Origin of the sequence: Faecalibacterium sp. 7, assembly GCF_049562865.1 — a bacterium.
Taxonomy (GTDB): domain Bacteria; phylum Bacillota; class Clostridia; order Oscillospirales; family Ruminococcaceae; genus Faecalibacterium; species Faecalibacterium wellingii.
This window is the reverse complement of the sequence record NZ_CP186911.1, coordinates 2,638,193-2,657,497: the sequence shown is the minus strand read 5'-3', so window position 1 is coordinate 2,657,497 and position 19,305 is coordinate 2,638,193. Positions and strand designations below refer to the sequence as shown.

At 56.8% G+C, this 19,305-nt stretch carries 21 protein-coding genes and 1 riboswitch; of the genes, 14 read left to right on the top strand and 7 right to left on the bottom strand.

Translation table 11 applies throughout. The features are described 5' to 3' along the window. Window positions 1–153: 153 nt before the first annotated feature. From ACKXF7_RS13220 to trpA, 8 genes are all read left to right on the top strand, one after another. On the top strand, window positions 154–642 hold the full coding sequence (locus tag ACKXF7_RS13220) for a CYTH domain-containing protein (RefSeq protein WP_423741555.1): 489 nt from the start codon (window positions 154–156) through the stop codon (window positions 640–642). Then, entirely contained in the window at window positions 639–1,271 is a 633-nt protein-coding gene (locus ACKXF7_RS13215; RefSeq protein ID WP_423741554.1) for a rhomboid family intramembrane serine protease, read from the top strand. Before ACKXF7_RS13220 ends, ACKXF7_RS13215 begins: the two co-directional genes overlap by 4 nt. A 509-nt stretch (window positions 1,272–1,780) precedes the next feature. Then, complete coding sequence (locus ACKXF7_RS13210) at window positions 1,781–1,861, top strand: glutamine amidotransferase-related protein (RefSeq protein ID WP_339394926.1); 81 nt, start codon at window positions 1,781–1,783, stop codon at window positions 1,859–1,861. A gap of 4 nt (window positions 1,862–1,865) precedes the next feature. Then, a complete protein-coding gene (gene trpD / locus ACKXF7_RS13205) occupies window positions 1,866–2,897 on the top strand; it encodes an anthranilate phosphoribosyltransferase (RefSeq protein ID WP_423741553.1) in 1,032 nt (343 codons plus the stop codon). After that, window positions 2,894–3,676: an indole-3-glycerol phosphate synthase TrpC gene (gene trpC, locus ACKXF7_RS13200; protein WP_423741552.1), complete on the top strand. Its 783-nt coding sequence runs from the start codon at window positions 2,894–2,896 to the stop codon at window positions 3,674–3,676. Before trpD ends, trpC begins: the two co-directional genes overlap by 4 nt. Further along, complete coding sequence (locus ACKXF7_RS13195; protein WP_423741551.1) at window positions 3,673–4,293, top strand: phosphoribosylanthranilate isomerase; 621 nt, start codon at window positions 3,673–3,675, stop codon at window positions 4,291–4,293. The genes trpC and ACKXF7_RS13195 overlap by 4 nt, the downstream gene beginning before the upstream one ends. 6 nt (window positions 4,294–4,299) lie before the next feature. Beyond that, complete coding sequence (gene trpB, locus ACKXF7_RS13190; protein ID WP_423741550.1) at window positions 4,300–5,490, top strand: tryptophan synthase subunit beta; 1,191 nt, start codon at window positions 4,300–4,302, stop codon at window positions 5,488–5,490. Continuing rightward, window positions 5,483–6,256, top strand: coding sequence for a tryptophan synthase subunit alpha (trpA, locus tag ACKXF7_RS13185; RefSeq protein WP_423741549.1), 774 nt, complete (start codon window positions 5,483–5,485; stop codon window positions 6,254–6,256). Before trpB ends, trpA begins: the two co-directional genes overlap by 8 nt. A gap of 617 nt (window positions 6,257–6,873) precedes the next feature. Here the strand turns inward: trpA and ACKXF7_RS13180 are convergent. Together ACKXF7_RS13180 and thiD are read right to left on the bottom strand one after the other, a co-directional pair. After that, window positions 6,874–7,551, bottom strand: a complete 678-nt coding sequence (locus ACKXF7_RS13180; RefSeq protein ID WP_423741548.1) for a TENA/THI-4 family protein — start codon at window positions 7,549–7,551, stop codon at window positions 6,874–6,876. Further along, a complete protein-coding gene (gene thiD, locus ACKXF7_RS13175) occupies window positions 7,544–8,344 on the bottom strand; it encodes a bifunctional hydroxymethylpyrimidine kinase/phosphomethylpyrimidine kinase (RefSeq protein WP_423741547.1) in 801 nt (266 codons plus the stop codon). Before thiD ends, ACKXF7_RS13180 begins: the two co-directional genes overlap by 8 nt. Window positions 8,345–8,606: 262 nt before the next feature. Here thiD and ACKXF7_RS13170 point away from each other — a divergent pair, with 262 nt between their 5' ends. Then, window positions 8,607–9,143 (top strand): TIGR00730 family Rossman fold protein, encoded by a 537-nt coding sequence (locus tag ACKXF7_RS13170; protein ID WP_249238553.1) that lies wholly within the window; start codon window positions 8,607–8,609, stop codon window positions 9,141–9,143. 43 nt (window positions 9,144–9,186) lie between these two features. Here ACKXF7_RS13170 and ACKXF7_RS13165 read toward each other — a convergent pair whose 3' ends face one another. Next, entirely contained in the window at window positions 9,187–10,083 is an 897-nt protein-coding gene (locus ACKXF7_RS13165) for a D-isomer specific 2-hydroxyacid dehydrogenase family protein (protein ID WP_423741546.1), read from the bottom strand. Between the two features lie 15 nt (window positions 10,084–10,098). After that, window positions 10,099–10,899, bottom strand: coding sequence for an aspartate dehydrogenase domain-containing protein (locus tag ACKXF7_RS13160; protein ID WP_423741545.1), 801 nt, complete (start codon window positions 10,897–10,899; stop codon window positions 10,099–10,101). Window positions 10,900–11,007: 108 nt separating this feature from the next. On the opposite strand from ACKXF7_RS13160, the gene ACKXF7_RS13155 reads away from it, so the two are divergent. Both ACKXF7_RS13155 and ACKXF7_RS13150 read left to right on the top strand, forming a co-directional pair. Continuing rightward, window positions 11,008–11,580 (top strand): chromate transporter, encoded by a 573-nt coding sequence (locus ACKXF7_RS13155; RefSeq protein WP_249238556.1) that lies wholly within the window; start codon window positions 11,008–11,010, stop codon window positions 11,578–11,580. Then, a complete protein-coding gene (locus ACKXF7_RS13150) occupies window positions 11,577–12,149 on the top strand; it encodes a chromate transporter (RefSeq protein WP_418266333.1) in 573 nt (190 codons plus the stop codon). The genes ACKXF7_RS13155 and ACKXF7_RS13150 overlap by 4 nt, the downstream gene beginning before the upstream one ends. Window positions 12,150–12,276: 127 nt before the next feature. On the opposite strand, the gene ACKXF7_RS13145 is transcribed toward ACKXF7_RS13150, so the two are convergent. Next, complete coding sequence (locus tag ACKXF7_RS13145; protein ID WP_418266332.1) at window positions 12,277–12,552, bottom strand: hypothetical protein; 276 nt, start codon at window positions 12,550–12,552, stop codon at window positions 12,277–12,279. Window positions 12,553–12,999: 447 nt separating this feature from the next. Here ACKXF7_RS13145 and ACKXF7_RS13140 point away from each other — a divergent pair, with 447 nt between their 5' ends. After that, window positions 13,000–13,743 (top strand): ZIP family metal transporter, encoded by a 744-nt coding sequence (locus ACKXF7_RS13140; protein WP_423742637.1) that lies wholly within the window; start codon window positions 13,000–13,002, stop codon window positions 13,741–13,743. Window positions 13,744–13,997: 254 nt separating this feature from the next. On the opposite strand, the gene ACKXF7_RS13135 is transcribed toward ACKXF7_RS13140, so the two are convergent. After that, window positions 13,998–15,083 (bottom strand): mechanosensitive ion channel family protein, encoded by a 1,086-nt coding sequence (locus ACKXF7_RS13135; protein WP_423741544.1) that lies wholly within the window; start codon window positions 15,081–15,083, stop codon window positions 13,998–14,000. A gap of 162 nt (window positions 15,084–15,245) precedes the next feature. After that, window positions 15,246–15,444: riboswitch (FMN riboswitch) on the top strand. Window positions 15,445–15,670: 226 nt separating this feature from the next. Between ACKXF7_RS13135 and ACKXF7_RS13130 the strand changes: the two genes are divergently transcribed. After that, window positions 15,671–16,270 carry an ECF transporter S component gene (locus ACKXF7_RS13130; protein WP_249238561.1) on the top strand — a complete coding sequence of 200 codons (600 nt, stop codon included), beginning with the start codon at window positions 15,671–15,673 and terminating at the stop codon, window positions 16,268–16,270. A 281-nt stretch (window positions 16,271–16,551) separates the two neighbouring features. Here the strand turns inward: ACKXF7_RS13130 and ACKXF7_RS13125 are convergent, their stop codons facing one another. Further along, window positions 16,552–17,970 (bottom strand): MATE family efflux transporter, encoded by a 1,419-nt coding sequence (locus tag ACKXF7_RS13125; RefSeq protein WP_423741543.1) that lies wholly within the window; start codon window positions 17,968–17,970, stop codon window positions 16,552–16,554. Window positions 17,971–18,282: 312 nt separating this feature from the next. On the opposite strand from ACKXF7_RS13125, the gene ACKXF7_RS13120 reads away from it, so the two are divergent. Then, window positions 18,283–19,236: a phospho-N-acetylmuramoyl-pentapeptide-transferase gene (locus ACKXF7_RS13120; protein WP_423741542.1), complete on the top strand. Its 954-nt coding sequence runs from the start codon at window positions 18,283–18,285 to the stop codon at window positions 19,234–19,236. Window positions 19,237–19,305: the final 69 nt, after the last annotated feature.

The following is a 19,305-nucleotide window of genomic DNA, read 5'->3' as shown; positions in this document are numbered from 1 at the left end:
AAATTTTAGGATGAATCAGTAACAAATTAGAAACAAAGCACAAGAAAACAATCGAAAAATCGAAAGTTTTCTTGTGGGCGATTTTGCAATAGCACAAAATCATGTTATTATAAATAAGAAATGCCAAAAAACCGCATGAAAGAGGGATGCATTATGGAAATCGAACGCAAATGGATGGTGAAGGGCTGGCCGGAGGGGCTGCCCCTCAGAGAGGAATTTGCCATGCGGCAGGGCTATATCAGCGTGCGGCCCACCGTGCGCATCCGGGAAGAAGCCCTCACCGGCGGCAGAACGGACTACATCCTCTGCTTCAAATCCGGGGGCGGCCTTGCCCGCGAGGAGATCGAGCGCAGCATCGACAAAGCGCTGTTTGAGGATCTGGAACACAAGATCATCGGCAAACCTCTCATCCCGAAGCTGCGCCGCAGCTACACCCTGCCGGACGGTTCTGTGCTGGAAGTGAACCATGTGGACGAAGGCCAGCCCACCGAGTTCTGGTATGCCGAGGTGGAGTACCCCACGGTGGAAGCGGCCCTTGCATGGCGGCCGGAAAACTGCGGCCTTGGTGCATACCTCAGCGATGAGGTGACCGGTCAGCCCGGCCAGAGCATGGGTGAATACTGGGTGGAGACAAGAGGATGAAAAAAGTCAAATTAAAACTGGAGCTGCAATACAACTCCCCTGTGATCCTCACATTTTTCCTGCTGTCACTTCTGGTGCTGTTCCTTGACCAGTGGACGGACGGGTGGAGCACCATGCACCTGTTCTGTGTCTACCGCTCCTCGCTGAAGGACCCGCTGTTCTACATCCGGCTGTTCGGCCATGTGCTGGGCCATGCCAGCTGGGACCACTTTCTGAACAACATGCTGCTGCTGCTCGTTGTTGGCCCGCCAATGGAAGAAAAGTACGGCAGCAAGCCGCTTTTGTGCGGCATGGTGTTCACCGCTCTGGTCACCGGTGTGCTGCAATGCGTGCTGTTCCCGCGTTCGGGGCTGCTGGGCGCGTCCGGCATCGTGTTCATGCTCATCATGCTCTCCTCGCTGGCGGGCTTTTCCGGAGGCATCCCGGTCACCATGCTGCTGGTTGCAGCGCTGTACTTTGGTCAGCAGGTGTACGATATCATTTTTGTGCATGATAATGTGGCAAACTTCATGCACATTGTGGGCGGCTTATGCGGCACAGCCTTTGGCTATTACAGTGCGCTGCACAGCCGCCGCAGACCAGCAAAAGCGGTGAAGTTTTCCAGCACGAACGGCCGCCGAAAGCACTGAACCCACTGCAAACATAGGCTGATTTTGAAAAATTTGCAAACAGGTATTGACAAACGAAAAATCCGTGGTTTAATATAGCCAAATTCAATACACTAAACCGTTGAAGCGGAGATAACGGCGAACCACGCCTGTACAGAGAGCCTGCGCAGCTGAGAAGCAGACCGGAAACAGTTCGTCAAGGAAAGCGTGATTTTGCGTCACTTTTCCCGAAATGGACCGCTGAGGGTGCAGGGAACTGCGGCGCTTTTGCCGCATAGTATTCTGCAACGTGAGGGCATACGTCAGTTGCCGGGGATGTGTTGGCATCCCGCCAAGTGCATGGGGTCATACCCATGAAATCAGGGTGGTACCGCGGATAAAAGGCCAAGCTTTATTCGTCCCTGACAGAAGAGAGTTCTTCTGTCGGGGGCGTTTTGTTTATACTCCTTCGGCAGAAGAGCCGGGGGAGTTTTTGTTTTTGCAGAAAGGGGAAGCGGCCATGAAGATACAGTCCACGCTTTGCATACCCCATCTATGGGGTGCAGTTCCATCCGGAATCCATCCTGACCCCGCAGGGCCGGTCGATCTTGAAAAATTTTATGGAGGGTTAAGAAAATGATCAAGGAAGCAATCGTGAAGATCGTCAGCAAACAGGATCTGACCTATGACGAAGCCTACGCCGTGATGAACGAGATCATGAGCGGCGAGACCACGCCCACCCAGAACGCAGCCTTTCTGGCGGCACTCTCCACCAAGAGCGCCAAGGCGGAGACAATCGACGAGATCGCAGGCTGCGCTGCTGCCATGCGGGACCACGCCACCAAGGTGGATGCCGGCATGGAGCTTTTCGAGATCGTAGGCACCGGCGGCGACAACGCTCACAGCTTTAATATCTCCACCACCTCGGCGCTGGTGGCGGCGGCAGGCGGCATGAAGGTGGCCAAGCACGGCAACCGGGCCGCCTCCTCCCAGTGCGGCACCGCCGACTGTCTGGAAGCACTGGGCGTGAACATTCAGCAGAGCCCCGCCCGCTGCGTGGAACTGTTGAACGAGGTGGGTATCTGCTTCTTCTTTGCCCAGAAGTACCACGCCTCCATGAAGTATGTGGGCCCCATCCGCAGGGAACTGGGCTTCCGCACCGTGTTCAACATCCTTGGACCGCTCACCAATCCCGGTTCGCCTGCCATGCAGCTGCTGGGCGTCTACGATGAATACCTTGTGGAGCCGCTGGCACAGGTGCTCATCAGTCTGGGGGTCCGGCGCGGTATGGTGGTCTACGGCAAGGATAAGCTGGACGAGATCTCCCTCAGTGCTCCCACCAGAGTGTGTGAGATCAAGGATGGCTGGTACAAATGCTACACCATTACGCCGGAGCAGTTCGGCCTGACCCGCTGCGAAAAGGCCGACCTTGTGGGCGGTGCCCCGGCAGAAAATGCCGCCATCACCCGCGCCATTCTGGCAGGCGAGAAGGGCCCCAAGCGCGATGCCGTTCTGCTGAACGCAGGCGCATCCCTCTACATCGGCGGCAAGGCCGAGACGGTGGCGGAGGGCATCGCACTGGCTGCACAGCTGATCGACAGCGGCAAGGCAGCGGCTGTGCTGGAAAAGTTCATCGAAGTGAGCAACCGCCCGGAGGAAAATGCATGAACATCTTAGACCAGCTGGCCGAACACGCCCGGCAGCGGGTGGAAGCGGCAAAGCAGACCCTGCCGCTGGCCGAAATAAAGCGGCAGGCGCTGTCCCTGCCCAAAGGGGACTTCCGGTTTGAAAAAGCCCTTGCAAAGCCGGGGCTTGCCTTTATCTGTGAGTGTAAAAAAGCATCGCCCTCCAAGGGGCTCATCGCACCGGAGTTCCCGTATCTGCAGATCGCCAGAGAATACGAAGCCGCCGGGGCAGATGCCATCTCGGTGCTGACCGAGCCAAAGTGGTTCCTTGGCAGTGACGCCTATCTGAAAGAGATCGCTTCTGCTGTCTCCACACCCTGCCTGCGCAAGGATTTTACCGTGGATGCGTACATGATCTACGAAGCAAAGCTTCTGGGCGCTTCGGCGGTGCTGCTCATCTGCGCGATTTTGAACGATGCACAGCTCAAAGAGTATCTTGCCATCTGCGAGGACTTGGGACTCTCCGCTCTGGTGGAAGCCCATGATGACGCCGAAGTGGACCGGGCACTTGCCGCCGGGGCACGCATCCTCGGTGTGAACAACCGCAACCTGAAAACCTTCACGGTGGACACCAAAAACAGCCGCCGCCTGCGGGCCCGTATCCCGCAGGATGTGCTTTTTGTCTCGGAAAGCGGCGTAAAAACTGCCGAAGATGTTTCCGGGCTTGCAGCCATCGGGGCAGACGCAGTGCTCATTGGTGAAACGCTCATGCGTGCGCCGGATAAGACCGCAAAGCTGCGGGAATTGAAAGGACTGCTATGACAAGGATCAAATTGTGCGGCCTGACCCGTCCGGAGGATATCGCAGCGGCAAATGCCCTGCAGCCGGAGTACAGCGGCTTTGTATTTGCCCCCAAAAGCAGACGGTATGTTTCCCGGGAATTGGCCGCAGAATTAAAAGCACAGCTTTCCCCCGGGATCCAGGCCGTGGGCGTGTTCGTGAACGAAGCACCGGAAACGGTGGCGGGCCTGCTGAATGCGGGCATCATTGAGATCGCCCAGCTCCACGGGCAGGAGGATGCCGCTTACATTGCCCGGCTGCGGGGGCTGACCGCAAGGCCGCTCTGGCAGGCCTTCCGCGTGACGGATGCCGAAAGCCTTGCAAAGGCGGAAAAAAGCCCGGCAGACCTTGTTCTGCTGGATTCCGGCGCAGGCGGAACGGGCAGGGCCTTTGACTGGGCGCTGCTGGAAAATTTCAAGCGGGATTATCTTCTTGCCGGAGGGCTTGGCCCGGAAAATGCGGCCGATGCTGTGGAGCGTCTGCACCCCTATGCGGTGGATGTGAGCTCCGGCATTGAGACGGCAGGGAAGAAGGACCCCGAAAAGATGGCGGCATTCGTGGCCGCGGTACGCAAAAACGACCAATCAGGAAAGGAATGAACGACCATGACAAACCCCAACGGACGCTTTGGCATCCACGGTGGACAATATATCCCCGAAACGCTGATGAATGCCGTCATTGAACTGGAAGAGGCCTACAACCATTACAAAGATGACCCGGAGTTCAATCGGGAGCTCACCGAACTGCTCAACGAGTACGCAGGCCGCCCCAGCCGCCTGTACTATGCAAAAAAGATGACCGAGGACCTCGGCGGTGCAAAGATCTACCTCAAGCGTGAGGACCTGAATCACACCGGTGCGCACAAGATCAACAATGTTCTCGGGCAGGCGCTGCTGGCCAAAAAGATGGGCAAGACCCGCCTCATCGCCGAGACCGGTGCCGGTCAGCATGGCGTTGCCACCGCCACTGCCGCTGCCCTGATGGGCATGGAGTGCGTGGTGTTCATGGGCGAGGAGGACACCAAACGTCAGGCCCTGAACGTCTACCGGATGCGTCTTTTGGGCGCGGAGGTCATTCCCGTCACCAGCGGCACCGGCACCTTGAAGGATGCCGTGTCCGAAGCCATGCGCGAGTGGACCAGCCGCATCAGCGATACCCATTACTGCCTTGGCTCGGTGATGGGCCCGCATCCGTTCCCCACCATCGTGCGTGATTTTCAGGCGGTTATTTCCAAGGAAATCAAGGAGCAGATGCTGGAAAAGGAAGGCCGCCTGCCGGATGCCGTCATTGCCTGCGTGGGCGGCGGCTCCAACGCCATTGGCAGCTTCTATAATTTCATCAACGACAAAACCGTGCGTCTCATCGGCTGTGAGGCCGCAGGCCGCGGCATCGACACCTTCGAGACTGCCGCTACCATCAATACGGGCCGTCTGGGCATTTTCCACGGTATGAAGTCCTATTTCTGTCAGGATGAATACGGTCAGATCGCGCCGGTCTACTCCATTTCTGCCGGTCTGGATTATCCCGGCATCGGCCCGGAGCACGCATGGCTACATGATATCGGCCGCGCCGAGTATGTGGCAATTACGGACGACGAAGCCGTGAACGCATTTGAGTATCTGGCACGCACCGAGGGCATCATCCCGGCCATTGAATCGGCCCACGCCGTGGCCCATGCCATCCGGCTGGCACCCACTATGGACAAGGAACAGATCATCGTCATCACCATTTCCGGCCGCGGCGATAAGGACTGCGCCGCCATTGCCCGCTACAGAGGGGAGGATCTTCATGAGTAACATTGCAAAGGCCTTTGCCAACGGCAAGGCGTTCATTCCGTTCATCACCTGCGGCGACCCGGATCTGGAAACCACTGCCGCCGCCGTCCGCGCCATGGCGGCAAACGGTGCCGACCTCATCGAGCTGGGCATCCCGTTCTCGGACCCCACCGCCGAGGGGCCGGTCATTCAGGGGGCCAACATCCGCGCCCTGAAAGCGGGGACCACCACGGATAAGGTCTTTGACTTCGTCTGCGAGGTGCGGAAAGATGTTTCGATCCCCATGGTGTTCATGACCTATGCAAATGTCGTGTTCTCCTACGGCGCAGAGCGGTTCATCTCTACCTGCGCGGAGATCGGCATTGATGGGCTGATCCTGCCCGACCTGCCCTATGAGGAAAAAGAGGAGTTTGCGCCCATCTGCCGCAAATACGGGGTGGACCTGATCTCAATGATCGCCCCTACCTCTGAAAACCGCATTGCCATGATCGCCAAAGAAGCCGAGGGATTTTTGTATATCGTGTCCAGTCTGGGCGTCACCGGCACCCGCAGCGAGATCCGGACCGACCTTGCGTCCATCGTGAAGGTGGTGCGGGAAAACACCGCAGTGCCCTGTGCCATCGGTTTTGGCATCTCCACACCGGAGCAGGCGGCAAAGATGGCGGGCATCGCCGATGGTGCGATCGTGGGTTCCGCCGTCATCAAGCTGCTGGAGCAGTACGGCAAGGATGCCCCGGAGCAGATCGGTGCCTATGTCAAGCGCATGAAGGATGCCGTAAGAGGGTAAGAATATTCATAGAATATAACTTTACCGTTTGCGAAGAGAAAATGACTGTGGGTCATTTTCTCTTCGCTTTTTGCTGTAAATTTTGGAGCTCAAAATGCATTGAACGAAACGGCCTTTCTCGTGAAAAAAGTGGTCTGGAAACAACCGCGGTTGTTTCCAGACCACAAATAAAATTATAAATTCCTCTGCTTATGCTCAGAGCGAAGCGGAGAGCATGCTTTCATAAGAAATGCCTCCTCTAATTTCTTAACACTTTCCCAGAAAAACAAAAAGCCCGCAATGGCGCGCTTGACCTGAAGGCCTGCACCATTGCGGGTTCCTGACATTGTTTTAGCACAGCCGGGCGGCATTGTCCAGCAAAAAATGCATTCCGGGCAAAACTTTGGCAGATGAGAAGAATCTGCCGCGTTTTTTGCAGAGGCATTTTGTTCACTTTTTGCAAGAAGTGTACTCCATAGAAAAACAGAAACTGCCCGCAGTGGTTTGCACTACGGACAGCTTTTGCAAAAAATCACGAGAAGCCGGACTTTTAATGTCTGCCTGACTGCACAAAAGAAAATGCACCCGGCTGCTGTGGTCCTGCCCACACGCCGGGTGCATTTTTATGCTCAGAATCATTACAGGTCGCTGCGGGGCAAAGCCGCCATGGCCCAGAAATCCAGCTCATACACAGAGCAGGCATGGAAAATCTCGCGGCAGCGGGCAAGGCGCTCCGGGCTCAGGCCCTCACAGGTCTTTTCTGCAAATGCAGCCCAGTCGCGGCAGGCTTCCTCGTAGTCCCTGCCTGCATAGTCTGCCACCAGCGCACCATAGGGGGCATCCTGCACAGCGGGATGCTCTTTCAGCAGCTTCTGGAAGATCCAGCTGTAGCTCAGCATGCAGGGCAGGCAGGCCATCATGCACTCGGCTGCGCCCTCGCTGTTTCTGGCGGTGTCGATCATGTAGTCCACATAGGCGCGGTTCTCCGGCCGCAGCGGCAGGCTCTGGATGCCCTCATCGGTCAGCCCGAACTGCCTCAGGCAGCGCAGGCGTTCGGCGTCCTCGTTCTCGTTTACGAAGGACAGCAGGGAATAGTAGGTGCGGATGGTCTGCATATCTGCCGCCTTGGTCATGCCCCATGCGAACACCTTGGCATATTCCCGCAGGTAAAGGCTGTCCTCTACAATGTAGCCCTTAAAGCAGGCTTCGTCCAGCGTGCCGTCCGCAAGTCTTTCCAGAAATTCCGAATGCAGGCACTGCTCCCACACGGGCAGGCTTTCCTGTACCAGCTGCTGCACAAAAGACTGCTCACTCACCAACAAATTCTCCCTTCAGTGCAAACATGTGGTTCATGGGGCCGGAGCCATGGCCCAGATCCAGCATGGCAGAAAGACAGCCGGAAATATAGGCTTTTGCCCGCTCCACAGAAGCATCCAGATCATAGCCCTTTGCCAGATTGGATGCAATGGCGCTGGACAGGGTGCAGCCGGTGCCGTGCGTATTGGGGTTGTCAATGCGTCTGCCCCGGAACCACTTGCCGCAGCCGTTCCGCCACAGCAGGTCGTCGGCATCATTGATCTGGTGGCCGCCCTTGCACAGCACGGCGCAGTGATATTTTTCACTGATGCGCTGTGCGGCAGCTTCCATGCCTGCCGCGTCGGTGATCTTCATGCCGGAGAGGATCTCGGCCTCCGGGATATTGGGGGTGACCACCTCTGCCATGGGCAGCAGCTTTTCGGTCAGTGCCTGCACGGCGTCATCCCGCAGCAGCTTGGAACCGGAGGTGGCTACCATCACGGGGTCCACCACGATATGCTTTGCGTCGTAGCTGCGCAGCTTTTCGGCAATTACCCCGATCAGCTCAGCCGAGGATACCATGCCGATCTTGACGGCGTCCGGGTAGATGTCGGTAAAAATGGCGTCGATCTCCTGCGCCAGAAATTCCGGGGTGGCTTCAAAAATGCCGGTAACACCGGTGGTGTTCTGGGCGGTCAGGGCGGTGATGGCGCTCATGGCATACACGCCGTTGGCGGTCATGGTCTTGATATCGGCCTGAATGCCGGCGCCGCCGCTGGAATCGCTGCCGGCAATGGTCAATGCGGTTTTCATAGCAATAACTTCCTTTGTATCAAAATGCGGAAATGCCCACAAGGAGACATTTCCGCATGCTGAAGCAGTGGTATCTCCCTACGTTGGCATTATCCAAATCAGGTCACAGGTCTGGGCAGACAGCCCACTCTCAGCCTGCTTTTGCAAGCTCCCTTTTCTGTGCACAAGCATACCACAGTGCAGCTTTATTTGCAAGTAGTGCCGGGCCTTGCAAAGCGTAGCGAACGTGGTAAAATGAGAAAAAACAAAAAGGGGATACACCATGAACATTACAGTCTATCTTGGGGCAAATGAAGGCAGCGATCCGGCATTGGCAGCGGCTGTCCGGGAGCTGGGCAGCTGGATCGGTGCAAACGGGCATCACCTTGTATACGGCGGCTCCCGCAGCGGTCTGATGGGCCTGCTGGCGCAGAGCGCACTGGATGCGGGCGGCACCGTGACCGGTGTGGAACCGCAGTTTTTTATTCAGCAGGAGCTGCAGCATGACGGCCTGACCGAATTGATCGTTACCAGAGACATGGCTGAGCGCAAGACGAAGATGATCGAGCTGGGGGATGCCTTTATCGCATTCCCCGGCGGCACCGGCACGCTGGAAGAAATTGCAGAAGTGATGTCCCGGGTCTCGCTGGGTCAGCTGGATGCGCCCTGCATCCTTTATGATCTGAACGGCTACTACGACAGCCTGAAGGCACTGCTGGACAAAATGATCGAGAAGGGCCTTTCCACGCCGCAGCGCCAGCGGGGCATCCGATTTGCGGCGAATCTGGAAGAGATCACAACAATTTTGAATAAAGCCTAAAAGGGAACGCTTCTCACGGCCGGGAAGCGTTCCCTTTTTTATATCATTCTCCCAGAGCAGTGCGGAGGTTCGCAAGGACCTTCTGGCTCAGCAGCACAAAGGCCTGCTTGGTGCGCCCGGCGGAAACATTGGCGCAGTGTACGTTCTCGCGTTCAAAAAAGCCCTCGCCCACCGGGCCTGCAGCGGCGCGGGTATCGCAGAAGAAATGGGTGTCTGGCAGAGTGAGCCAATCTTCCAGTGCGGCCGAGTCAAAGCCCGGACCGATGGAGGTATTGAACAGCACCTTTCCATCGCCCAGCTGCGCAAATTCGTCCTTGCCCAGCAGCAGGACATTTTTGTTCAGGCAGGTGAACACCACCTCGCTCTCGGTCAGCAGCTGTGCCAGCGGCTTGTAGGCCATGCCGGAGGCTTCGGCATCGGGCTTGCGGGTGCGGCTGTAATAGGCAATGTCGGCACCCATGAACTGCAGCGCATCGGCGATCATTTTGCCGGACACACCCAGCCCGATGACGCCGACCTTCAGCCCGGTGATCTCCACCGGTTCGTCCCGCAGCATGGGCATTCCAAAACCGTGCAGGATGCCGATGAGCTCGTGCAGAACGTACTCCACAACGCCGCGGTCGCCGTAGTCCCGGATGCCCAGCACTTTGATGCCGCGGGTGCGGGCATAGGCGATATCTACGTTGGCGCTCTCTTCCGAATACAGACTGCAGCACATGCCGATGTAACGGATATTCGGGCAGCGCTCGATCACGCTTTTGCCCATGCGGGAGGTATAGCTCAGAAGCACGGCATCGGCATCTCCGATACGCCGCACGATCTCATCATCGTCCGCCGGGATATCGCGGTACAGGGTCACTTCTTCTGCATACTGATGCAGTTCCTGCTCAGCGGAGGGGATCAGGCTGACCGGCTCAATGGCTACCAGTTTATGGAACATGTGCAGATCCTCCTTTTAATAGAAACACACAGGGGAAGCGAGATTGCGCAGCAGGGAAACCACGCTCCAGCCAGCAATGGCGCTGGTGGAAGAGCAGATGTCCACCACAGCCTTCACACCCTCGATCTCGGCAGTGATGCGGTGATCGTCACCCACCCAGCCGGGGACGGAATGCATGGTCACGCTGGTCATCTCCGGGCCGGTGGTGGCCAGAGAGGTGGCCACGGCTACGTTGACCCGGCGCGGGAAGGTGGCAATGGCCTGCTTGGCATTGCCGGTGAACACAGTGGTCTTTTCCGTATCAGTGAGCAGATGCTCCTCCCATACGGGCGTGTTGCGGAAGCCCCTTGCGCCGGTGTGGGTCTCGATGCCTGCGGTCTCGGCCAGCTGCTGGGCCTGAGCCATCAGGGTGACGGTCTGCAGTACATCAAAGCCGCCGATGGCACCACTTGCAAGATGCACCTTGGCATCACCCTCTGCGGCAGCGGCCTTGACCTGCTCATAAAAGGCAAGGTCTGCAAACGCGCCAATGGAAATGATGACCAGATTCACGCCTTTTTTCAGAACAGGCACAGCCATGGCGCGCACAGCCTCCACCGAAGCGGTCTCCACGATGTACTCCGGCTCCAGCGCCAGCAGGGCATCCACATCGTCACACACGGCACAGCCCACTGTTTCGGCAGTCTTTTCTGCCGAAGCACGGGTGCGGCTGGTCACGCCCACCAGCTCGTAGTCTGGCAGCAGACCGTTCTTCCATGCATCGGCCACAATGTTGCCCAGAAATCCGCAGCCTACGATACCAAATTTTGTTTTCATATCCTAAACTCCTTTTTCTGCTTTTTCCAAAGAAAGCAGCATATTCCATTAAAGTATATCATATGAAAACAAAAAATGATATAATAAGGCGCAAGAAAGGAGAAAGCTATGTCGAAAACAAAGGAGCTTTTCTGGACGTTTTTCAAAATTGGAGCGTTCACGTTTGGCGGCGGCTATGCCATGGTGGCTTTGCTGCAGAATGAATTTGTGGAAGAGAAAAAGTGGTTGACAAAAGAAGAATTTCTGGACATGGTGGCCATTGCGGAGTCTACGCCCGGCCCGGTGGCGGTGAACAGTGCCACCTATATCGGTTACAAGATCGAGGGTGCGGCAGGCGCGGCGGCGTCCACGGTGGCGGTGTGTCTCCCGTCCTTCGCGGTCATTTATCTGATCTCGCTGTTCTTTGACCAGTTCCTCCGCCTTTCGGTGGTGGCAAGTGCGTTCCACGGCATTCAGGTGTGTGTGATCTATCTGATCCTTTCCGCCGGACTGAAGATGCTGAAGGAGCTGGAACACAGCGTCTTCAATATTGTCATCCTGACCACGGTTGCGGCAGCGATGGTGGGCTGTTCCATTGCAGCAGTGTCCTTCTCTTCCATTTTTTACATCCTGTTCAGCGGTGCGGCCGGGCTGCTGGTGTATGCAGTACAGCAGCTGCGGAAGGGGGAGAAGAAGCCGTGATCTATGTAGAACTTTTCTGGAATTTCCTCATGATCGGCGCACTGTCCTTCGGCGGCGGCTACGGGATGATCTCGCTGGTGCGGGAAACGGTCTTAGGACACGGCTGGCTGACGGAAGGCGAATTCCTCAGCTTCATTGCCGTGTCGGAATCCACACCCGGCCCGCTGGCCATCAATATGGCCACCTTCATCGGTGCTTCGCAGGGCGGCTTCTGGGGCGCGCTGTGTGCGACATTGGGTGTGGTGCTGCCGTCCTTTGTCATTATCCTGCTCGTTGCATCGGTGCTGCAGAACCTGATGAAGTATGCGGGAGTCAACGCAGTTCTTGGCGGCGTTCGTCCCTGTGTGGTGGCGATGATCCTGGCAACTGCTGTCAACATGGCGCTTTCTACGCTGGCCGGGTTTGCAGCGGACAAGGCAGACATTGCACCGGATCTCCGTTCCATTGTGGTGTTCCTGCTGCTGTGGGGGCTGCATGCCCTTTGCCGCCGGAAAAAGGGCAAAGCACCATCGCCCATTGGGATGATCCTGCTCTCCGCAGCGCTGGGCATCCTGTTCTGGGGAGCATAAAAAATAACGCGCCGGGTGGTTCTCGTTGAACGATCCGGTGCGTTTTGTTGTAAAAAGCCGGGCACAGGAAAACTCATGGCTCCCTGTGCCCGGCTTCAGCTTTTATTGGAATTTAGGCGCTGTGCGATCAAGCTGCAACAGAAGAAGCAGCTTCGCTGGAAGCAGCCTCAGAAGAAGCGGCCTCAGAAGAAGCAGCCTCGCTGGATGCAGCCTCAGAAGAAGAACCGTTCTCCTCTGCAACAGCAGAAGAAGCGTCCTCATCGGCCTCAGCAGCAACAGAAGTGCTGGTAGAAGCAGCCTCGGAAGAGGATGCAGCAGTGGAGGAAGCAGAACCGCCGCAGGCAGTCATGCCAACAGCCAGAGCCAGAGCGACAACAGCAACACAAACATTCTTGAGTTTCATATCTAAAATCTCCTTGCTTTATGCAAAAGTATTCTTGCAGCTGCCCCACAGGAGGAGCCTTGCTGCAAGAAGATATTCTAGTCTTTTTATTTGAAAAATCAAGGGCTTTTTGGACAAAGAAGTGATATCTTCAAGAAAATCTACGCTTTTGTTATAATTTGTTGACAAAAGCCAAAGGCTTTTTGGCAAAATTGAACCGGGAGGCAAAGAAACGGCAGATGAGCTGGAACAACTTTTTATGAGGGCGGAAGGGTCGTATAATTTGTTTGGATAAAACCTGCGGAATAAGGCTTTGCTCCGGACAGAAATAAAGCTGAGAGGATCTCGGGTGCGGATGCGGCCGGCGCATCGCATGGGAAAGCTTTTTCAGGGTGTTCCGGACAGTTCTGCACCTTTTTACCTTTGCGCACATACAACGGGCAAAGGGGGAATGCTGTTTTGAACCGGATGATCTTGACTGCATGGGTGCTGCTGTTTCCGGCGGCGTGCACTACATTGGGCGCGGCGGGTGTGTTTTTGCTGCGGCGGCAGGCCCGGCCCTGCACACAGCGTATTTTGTGCGGCATGGCAGCAGGCATTATGCTGGCGGCCAGCGTGTGGAGCCTTTTGCTGCCTGCCATTGAGCGGGGACGCAGTCTGGCATTGCCTGCGTGGATCCCGTCGGCGATAGGGCTCGTACTGGGCGCAGTAGGCCTTTTGCAGGTGGAGCAGTTTGCCGGGCAGCTGCTGGCAGGCGGGGCAGGGCACAGCGGCCGCATGATCCTGGCTGTGACCTTACACAATCTGCCCGAGGGCATGGTGGCAGGGCTTGCCGCTGCCATGGCGTCGACCGGGGAGCCGGATGCCATCAGCGGGGCACTGGCACTGAGCCTTGGCATCGGCCTGCAGAATATCCCGGAAGGTGCGGCGGTCAGTCTGCCGCTGGCCCATGGCTCCTGTACACGGCTTCGGGCGTTTCTGGCGGGCGCTGCGTCCGGGCTGGTGGAGCCGCTGGGCGCATTGCTGGCCTTCGCCCTTGCGGAGCAGGTCGGTGCTGCGCTGCCGTGGCTGCTCAGTGCGGCGGCAGGCTGCATGGTGTGCGTGACCGCGCAGGAGATGATCCCGCAGGCGGTGGAAGAGGATGAGCCTGCCGGTGTGGTGAGCATCGTGCTGGGGTTTGCGCTGATGATGGCGCTTGATGTGGCATTATAACCGATGAAAAGTCATACGATAACAAAATTCAGCAAAGACAAGGTCAAACTGAAAATTCCTGCATTTTTTCGGAAAATCTTGCGTATGCGGAAATTTTATGATACCCTGTATGCCCCGTACCCGCAAGAGGGTACGGGGCAAGAACGAACAGACACAAAGGTGTGATTGCCTGCTGAGGTGCAGCTGGATAAGGCTGCAAACGAATAAACAAAAAATGCCGCTCCGGTTTGGCTGGAGCGGCATTTTTTCTGGTGTCAGGAATTTTTTTCGATGTACACGCTGGTGGAGGGAAAGGCAAAATCCACACCGTCAGCCTGCATGATATCCATGATATTCAGGTTCAGGTCGTTCTGCATCTGCAGGAACTCGGCGTAGACATTGGTCACCAGATAGGCGGAGACCAGAATGTTGATGCTGGAATCCCCAAAGTTTGCCAGCTGTACGATGTTGGTGCCCTTGTTGGTATACGGGCTGGCATCCAGCATGGCCTGCAGGTCTTTCATCAGCTTTTCCAGCTTGGGACGGGTAGTATTGTAGGTGACGCCAAGGTTGAACTTATAGGGACGCATGGTGCGCAGGGCCGCGTTCTTTACCGTGGAAGCACAGATCTGGCTGTTGGTGACGACATTGATGGTCTTATCCAGAGAGCGGATGCGGGTGGAGCGGAAATTGATGTCGATCACTTCGCCCTCCACACTGCCCACGGTGATCCAGTCACCCACCGAGAAGGGCTTATCCAGCAGGATGACGATGCCGGAAAACAGGTTGCTGGCGCTTTCCTGTGCAGCCAGCGAAATGGTCAGGCCGACAAGTCCGGCACCGGCTACGATGCTGCCGATGGGAAAGCCCACCTCCTGCGCCAGCGCAGCCACGCACAGCACGATGACCAGCACCTTGTAGGTGGTATCCAGCAGAGAGCGCAGCGTTTTGTTGGAGCGGATCTCTGGGCTGCAGGAAGCCAGCAGCAGGTCGGCCAGATCGGATGCGGCATACAGCCCTTCGCAGACCAGAAGGGTCATGGCGAGACGGAAACAGAGCAGCAGCAGCTTTGGAATGCCGGAAATGGCCCATGGCAGGGAAGCGGCGGCCAGATACACACCAATGACGCTGCACATGCGCAGGATGGGGGTGGAAAAACTGCGCAGCAGGATGGGCGTGCCGGTAAAATACCAGCTGCGGGCAAGCAGCGCCGGAATGCCCTTTTTGTTCAGCCAGCGGCGCACGAGCCATGCGGCCAGCAGGATGAGCAGGGCGCACACTGCACGCGCGGCCAGCGCCAGCCAGCCTTCCAGAAGCAGCGAGCCAAGCTCAAACGAGAGATCACGGATCGAGAAAATCATTTTAACCTCCTGAATTTTTACAGCGCATCCATGATATCATATCACACCCGCCGGAGCAAGGCCGAGAGGAAAACAAAAAAGGAATACTTTGATAAAAAATATACAAATCAAAAAGTTCCCTCTTGACAAGCCGGGGCCGGCACGCTATACTCTGTGCCAGAAAGTTCGTTTCAGGGCGGGGTGTGATTCCCCACTGGCGGTAAGGAAGCTGCTTTCGTTGCCGGAGCGTGCCAAAGGAACAAAAAGTTCAAACGGCGCGCAATGACAATGAGAGATCTCCAAGTCCGCGACCACCTTTTGTGGGTGCTGACCCGGTGTGATTCCGGGACCAACGGTATAGTCCGGATGTAAGAAACGGCAGGCAAATTGTTGTCTACGCGCCCTGTTGCAGTGTTTTTTGTTGCAGCAGGGTGCTTTTCTGTTTGTCCTTCCCGTTCCAAAATAAGAAACTGCTTTCATGAGCAGGGCGTACCGAATGACAAAGACGCTCAGGCGGTGTGCAATGCTTATGGGAACAGCTTCTGCGATACGAAAAGAGCTTTCGGAACATTTTTACAGGGCCTTTTGCCCGGGAAGGAATCATAGCCATGAAAAAGAACACGACCCACAATCTTACCGTTGCCGCCATGCTCAGCGCGGTGGCCTTTATCCTGATGTTCATTGAGTTTCCCATCCCGATGCTCATCCCGTCCTTCGTCAAGATGGACTTCTCTGACCTGCCCGCTCTGCTGGGCGCATTCGCACTTGGCCCGGTGTACGGCGTGGTCATCAGCTTTATGAAGAACCTGCTGCACATCGTCATCAAGGGAACTTCCACCGCATGCGTGGGCGAGCTGTGCAACTTCATGCTGGGTGCGGTTTTCTCCGCTGTGGCAGGCGTTGTCTATAAGCACCACAAGAGCCGCAAGACCGCCATCATTGGTGCTATTGCAGGCGCTGCAGCCATGGCTGTGTTCAGCGTACCGTCCAACTACTTTATTACCTATCCGGCCTATGTCACCTTCTACCATATGCCGCTGGAGGCGATCCTTGGCATGTATCAGGCAATCCTGCCCTCCGCAGACAGCCTCATCAAGTGTCTGGTCATCTTCAATATGCCCTTTACGCTGGTCAAGGGCCTGCTGGACGCAGCACTGTGCCTGCTGATCTACAAGCCGCTGTCTCCCATCCTGCACGGCCGCAAGTGAGCTGCTGCCTGTACAGGACAGAGAACGATTTTGAATGGCCGCCGCGTTCGCTCTGGCCATATTCAAGCGAAAGAATAGTTATAGTATATTTGTGGTTCAGAACCGCCCGCGGGCAGTTCCGAACCACTTTTTTACAGGAAAGGGCTGCTGCGGCGCAATGCAGTTTGCGGTTGCGACCTTCCCCTGTGAAAAGAGAGAGCCGGAAAGTCCGCAGACTTTCCGGCTCTCTGAATTTATCATAAAATTCCTTATTCTTATGCGCGGAGCGCATTCCAAATCGTTTACGCCAGTGCGCCCTTGTCCAGCCATTTGCCGCGTGCCAGCCGCACAAGGAACAGCACACCGCGCATGGTCAGCTCAAAGCTCATGGCAAACCACACGCCCACCAGCCCAAAACGCGGGGCCAGCAGGGTGGCAAGGGTGAGCCGGATGCCCCACATGCTGACGAGGTTCAGCACAAAGCACCCGGCACTGTCGCCGGCGCCCTGCATGGCACCGCTGGCAACGATGCTGGCTCCGAACATGGGCTCAGCCAGAGCTTCGATCCGCAGCACCTGCGCACCCAGTGCAATAACTGCGGTGTCTGCGGTGAAGATGCCCATCAGATTGGGCGCAAACAGATACATGCCTGCACCGGTCAGAGCCATGATGCCTATGCCCATGCAGGTGCACAGCCATGCAAAACGTCTGGACATATCCCGGCGGTTTGCGCCTACAGCCTGACCGACCAGTGCAAGGGCGGCATCCTGAATGCCGTAGCCTGCCATATAGCACAGACTTTCGGCGCTCACCCCCAGACTGTTGGCCGCAATGGCAGTGGTGCCAAGGCCGGACACGATGCGGATGAGCAGCACCTGTGCGGAGGAAAGGGCCGCGCGTTCGGCGGCCAGCGGCGTGCCCACCTTCCAGAGGTTCTGCAGGCAGGCTCTGGTGATCTGCCAGGAGCCGGGCTTGCGGATGCACAGCGGGCCATCGCGGAGCAGCAGCAGTGCCAGCGTCAGCGTGCCGCTGATGGCAGTGGCAAAGGCGGTGCCCAGCGCCGCGCCCGGCACGCCCCAGCCGAGGCCCCACACGGTCATGGTGCGGCCCAGCACCGTCATTTGCCGGGTGGGGTTGATGAGGAAGAAGTTGAAGATCACATCCAGCACGCAGGTCAATACGCTGATCAGGCCCGGCGTCAGGGCGTCGCCGCAGGAACGCAGCATAGAGGAATAGGTGCCCATGACCATCAAAAAGGGCAGGGAAGCAGACCAGATGGCAAAATAAGCCGATGCATCCGCCCGCAGGGACGGGTCTGCCCCCAGCCATCCGGGCAGAAACCGGCTGATGCCGATGCCAAAGGCGGCTGCCGCAAGGCCCACTGCAAGGTTGAAGATCATAGACTGGCGCAGCACACCGCGGGCGTCTGCCTGCCGGTCGGCCCCCAGATACTGCGCCACCTGAATGGCAAAGGACATGTACAGACCGGCCAGCATCCCATGCATGAGCCAGGTGCTGGAGCTGACGATGCCGATGGAGGCTGTAGCCGATGCACCGATGTGGCCTACCATGGCTGCGTCGATGTATTCCACCGCTGTTACCACGATCTGCTGCAGGATGGACGGAATGCTCAGGGTCAGCACCACCTGCATGGTGTGCCGCAGCGGTACCTGTTCGCCCCGGCGCATCTGCGCCGAGAGCTGCTCAAGGGAAATGGTCATTGGTTCTCCTTATCCTGATTACACATTAAAAATGGCGCCGCATACGCTTTGCCATATTCAGCGGAAAATAAATTTTTATAGTTTGCGTTTGCCGTGGGCTGCGGCCCGCTCCAAACGCTTTTTCACGAATAGAAGCCCGGAAAGCAAGCAACAGCCCAAACAGCAAAATTTGACAAACCAATACACTATTATAAGTGCAGGCACGGCAAAAGTCAATCAAAGACACATTTTTCGCTGTGAGTGATTGATTTTTTACGGGGAGCGTGATACACTTCTTTCACAGTAAGAATAAAAGAAAGAGGAACTTTGAATATGATCGAACTGCTGCTTTCGGTCGTGGGACAGCGCGGCGTGGATGCTCTGGCATTTCTGCTGGCATTTGCTCTCACGGCTCTGATGGATTCCGTTTTTCATGACAGGCTCCCCCATGACCATGGCCGCGAGTTTGCGGTGAATGGTGCACTTTCCAAGGGCAAGGCCCGCGGCTCCGGCCTGATCTTCGTGCTGTGCATCGCGCTGGTGTCGATGGCCTTCCTGCCCTTCAAGGTAGAGTATGTCATCTACACCGTGCTGCTCATTGCGTCCATGCTGTCCGGTTACTTTGACGATGCGGCAGAGACCGCGTGGAATGAGTACAAAAAAGGCCTGATCGATTTTGTGATCGCCATTGTAGCCGGTGCCACTTACCTGAACTTCAACGGCTGCGGTGTGTACTTTTTGCAGTGGAGCTTCACCCTGCCGTATGCAGTGTACCTGCTGCTCATCGTCATTCTGATCTGGGCCAGCATCAATGTGGTCAACTGCACCGACGGCGTGGACGGTCTGTCTGCCAGCGTGGCAGTCGTGACCATCGGCACCTACCTGCTGGCCTATAAAACAGAGCTGGCCGAGTACGGCACCGCAGGCGTTGTGTTTATGGGCGCACTGCTGGCCTATCTGTGGTCCAACGCAAAGCCTTCCAGCCTGCTGATGGGCGACGCCGGAAGCCGCGCCATGGGCTTTTTCATTGCAATGCTGTCGCTCAAGTGCGGCCACCCCTTTGCCTTCCTGCTGGCAGCCATCGTGTTCATCGTGGATGGAAGTCTGGGCATTATCAAGATCAGCCTGAAGCGCTTCCTGCATATTTCGATCCTCAAGAACACCCGCACTCCGCTGCACGACCATGTGCGCAAGAACAAAGGCTGGAGCGACGAACAGGTGGTGGCCCGCTGGCTGATCCTGCAGTGCGTGGCGTCGGCCCTGCTGCTGTTCCTTGTCCGCGGCTAAAATATAGCAATAAAAAAGACGCTTGGTCTTGTCTGAATATGTTTCCCCGGCAGGGAAGCATACAGCAGT

Excerpts from the sequence above, each read along its gene's own strand:
- ACKXF7_RS13220 (WP_423741555.1), top strand. The coding sequence starts at position 154 with ATGGAAATCGAACGCAAATGGATGGTGAAGGGCTGGCCGGAGGGGCTG.
- ACKXF7_RS13215 (WP_423741554.1), top strand. The coding sequence starts at position 639 with ATGAAAAAAGTCAAATTAAAACTGGAGCTGCAATACAACTCCCCTGTG.
- trpD (WP_423741553.1), top strand. The coding sequence starts at position 1,866 with ATGATCAAGGAAGCAATCGTGAAGATCGTCAGCAAACAGGATCTGACC.
- trpC (WP_423741552.1), top strand. The coding sequence starts at position 2,894 with ATGAACATCTTAGACCAGCTGGCCGAACACGCCCGGCAGCGGGTGGAA.
- ACKXF7_RS13195 (WP_423741551.1), top strand. The coding sequence starts at position 3,673 with ATGACAAGGATCAAATTGTGCGGCCTGACCCGTCCGGAGGATATCGCA.
- trpB (WP_423741550.1), top strand. The coding sequence starts at position 4,300 with ATGACAAACCCCAACGGACGCTTTGGCATCCACGGTGGACAATATATC.
- trpA (WP_423741549.1), top strand. The coding sequence starts at position 5,483 with ATGAGTAACATTGCAAAGGCCTTTGCCAACGGCAAGGCGTTCATTCCG.
- thiD (WP_423741547.1), bottom strand. The coding sequence starts at position 8,344 with ATGAAAACCGCATTGACCATTGCCGGCAGCGATTCCAGCGGCGGCGCC.
- ACKXF7_RS13170 (WP_249238553.1), top strand. The coding sequence starts at position 8,607 with ATGAACATTACAGTCTATCTTGGGGCAAATGAAGGCAGCGATCCGGCA.
- ACKXF7_RS13165 (WP_423741546.1), bottom strand. The coding sequence starts at position 10,083 with ATGTTCCATAAACTGGTAGCCATTGAGCCGGTCAGCCTGATCCCCTCC.
- ACKXF7_RS13160 (WP_423741545.1), bottom strand. The coding sequence starts at position 10,899 with ATGAAAACAAAATTTGGTATCGTAGGCTGCGGATTTCTGGGCAACATT.
- ACKXF7_RS13155 (WP_249238556.1), top strand. The coding sequence starts at position 11,008 with ATGTCGAAAACAAAGGAGCTTTTCTGGACGTTTTTCAAAATTGGAGCG.
- ACKXF7_RS13145 (WP_418266332.1), bottom strand. The coding sequence starts at position 12,552 with ATGAAACTCAAGAATGTTTGTGTTGCTGTTGTCGCTCTGGCTCTGGCT.
- ACKXF7_RS13140 (WP_423742637.1), top strand. The coding sequence starts at position 13,000 with ATGATCTTGACTGCATGGGTGCTGCTGTTTCCGGCGGCGTGCACTACA.
- ACKXF7_RS13135 (WP_423741544.1), bottom strand. The coding sequence starts at position 15,083 with ATGATTTTCTCGATCCGTGATCTCTCGTTTGAGCTTGGCTCGCTGCTT.
- ACKXF7_RS13130 (WP_249238561.1), top strand. The coding sequence starts at position 15,671 with ATGAAAAAGAACACGACCCACAATCTTACCGTTGCCGCCATGCTCAGC.
- ACKXF7_RS13125 (WP_423741543.1), bottom strand. The coding sequence starts at position 17,970 with ATGACCATTTCCCTTGAGCAGCTCTCGGCGCAGATGCGCCGGGGCGAA.
- ACKXF7_RS13120 (WP_423741542.1), top strand. The coding sequence starts at position 18,283 with ATGATCGAACTGCTGCTTTCGGTCGTGGGACAGCGCGGCGTGGATGCT.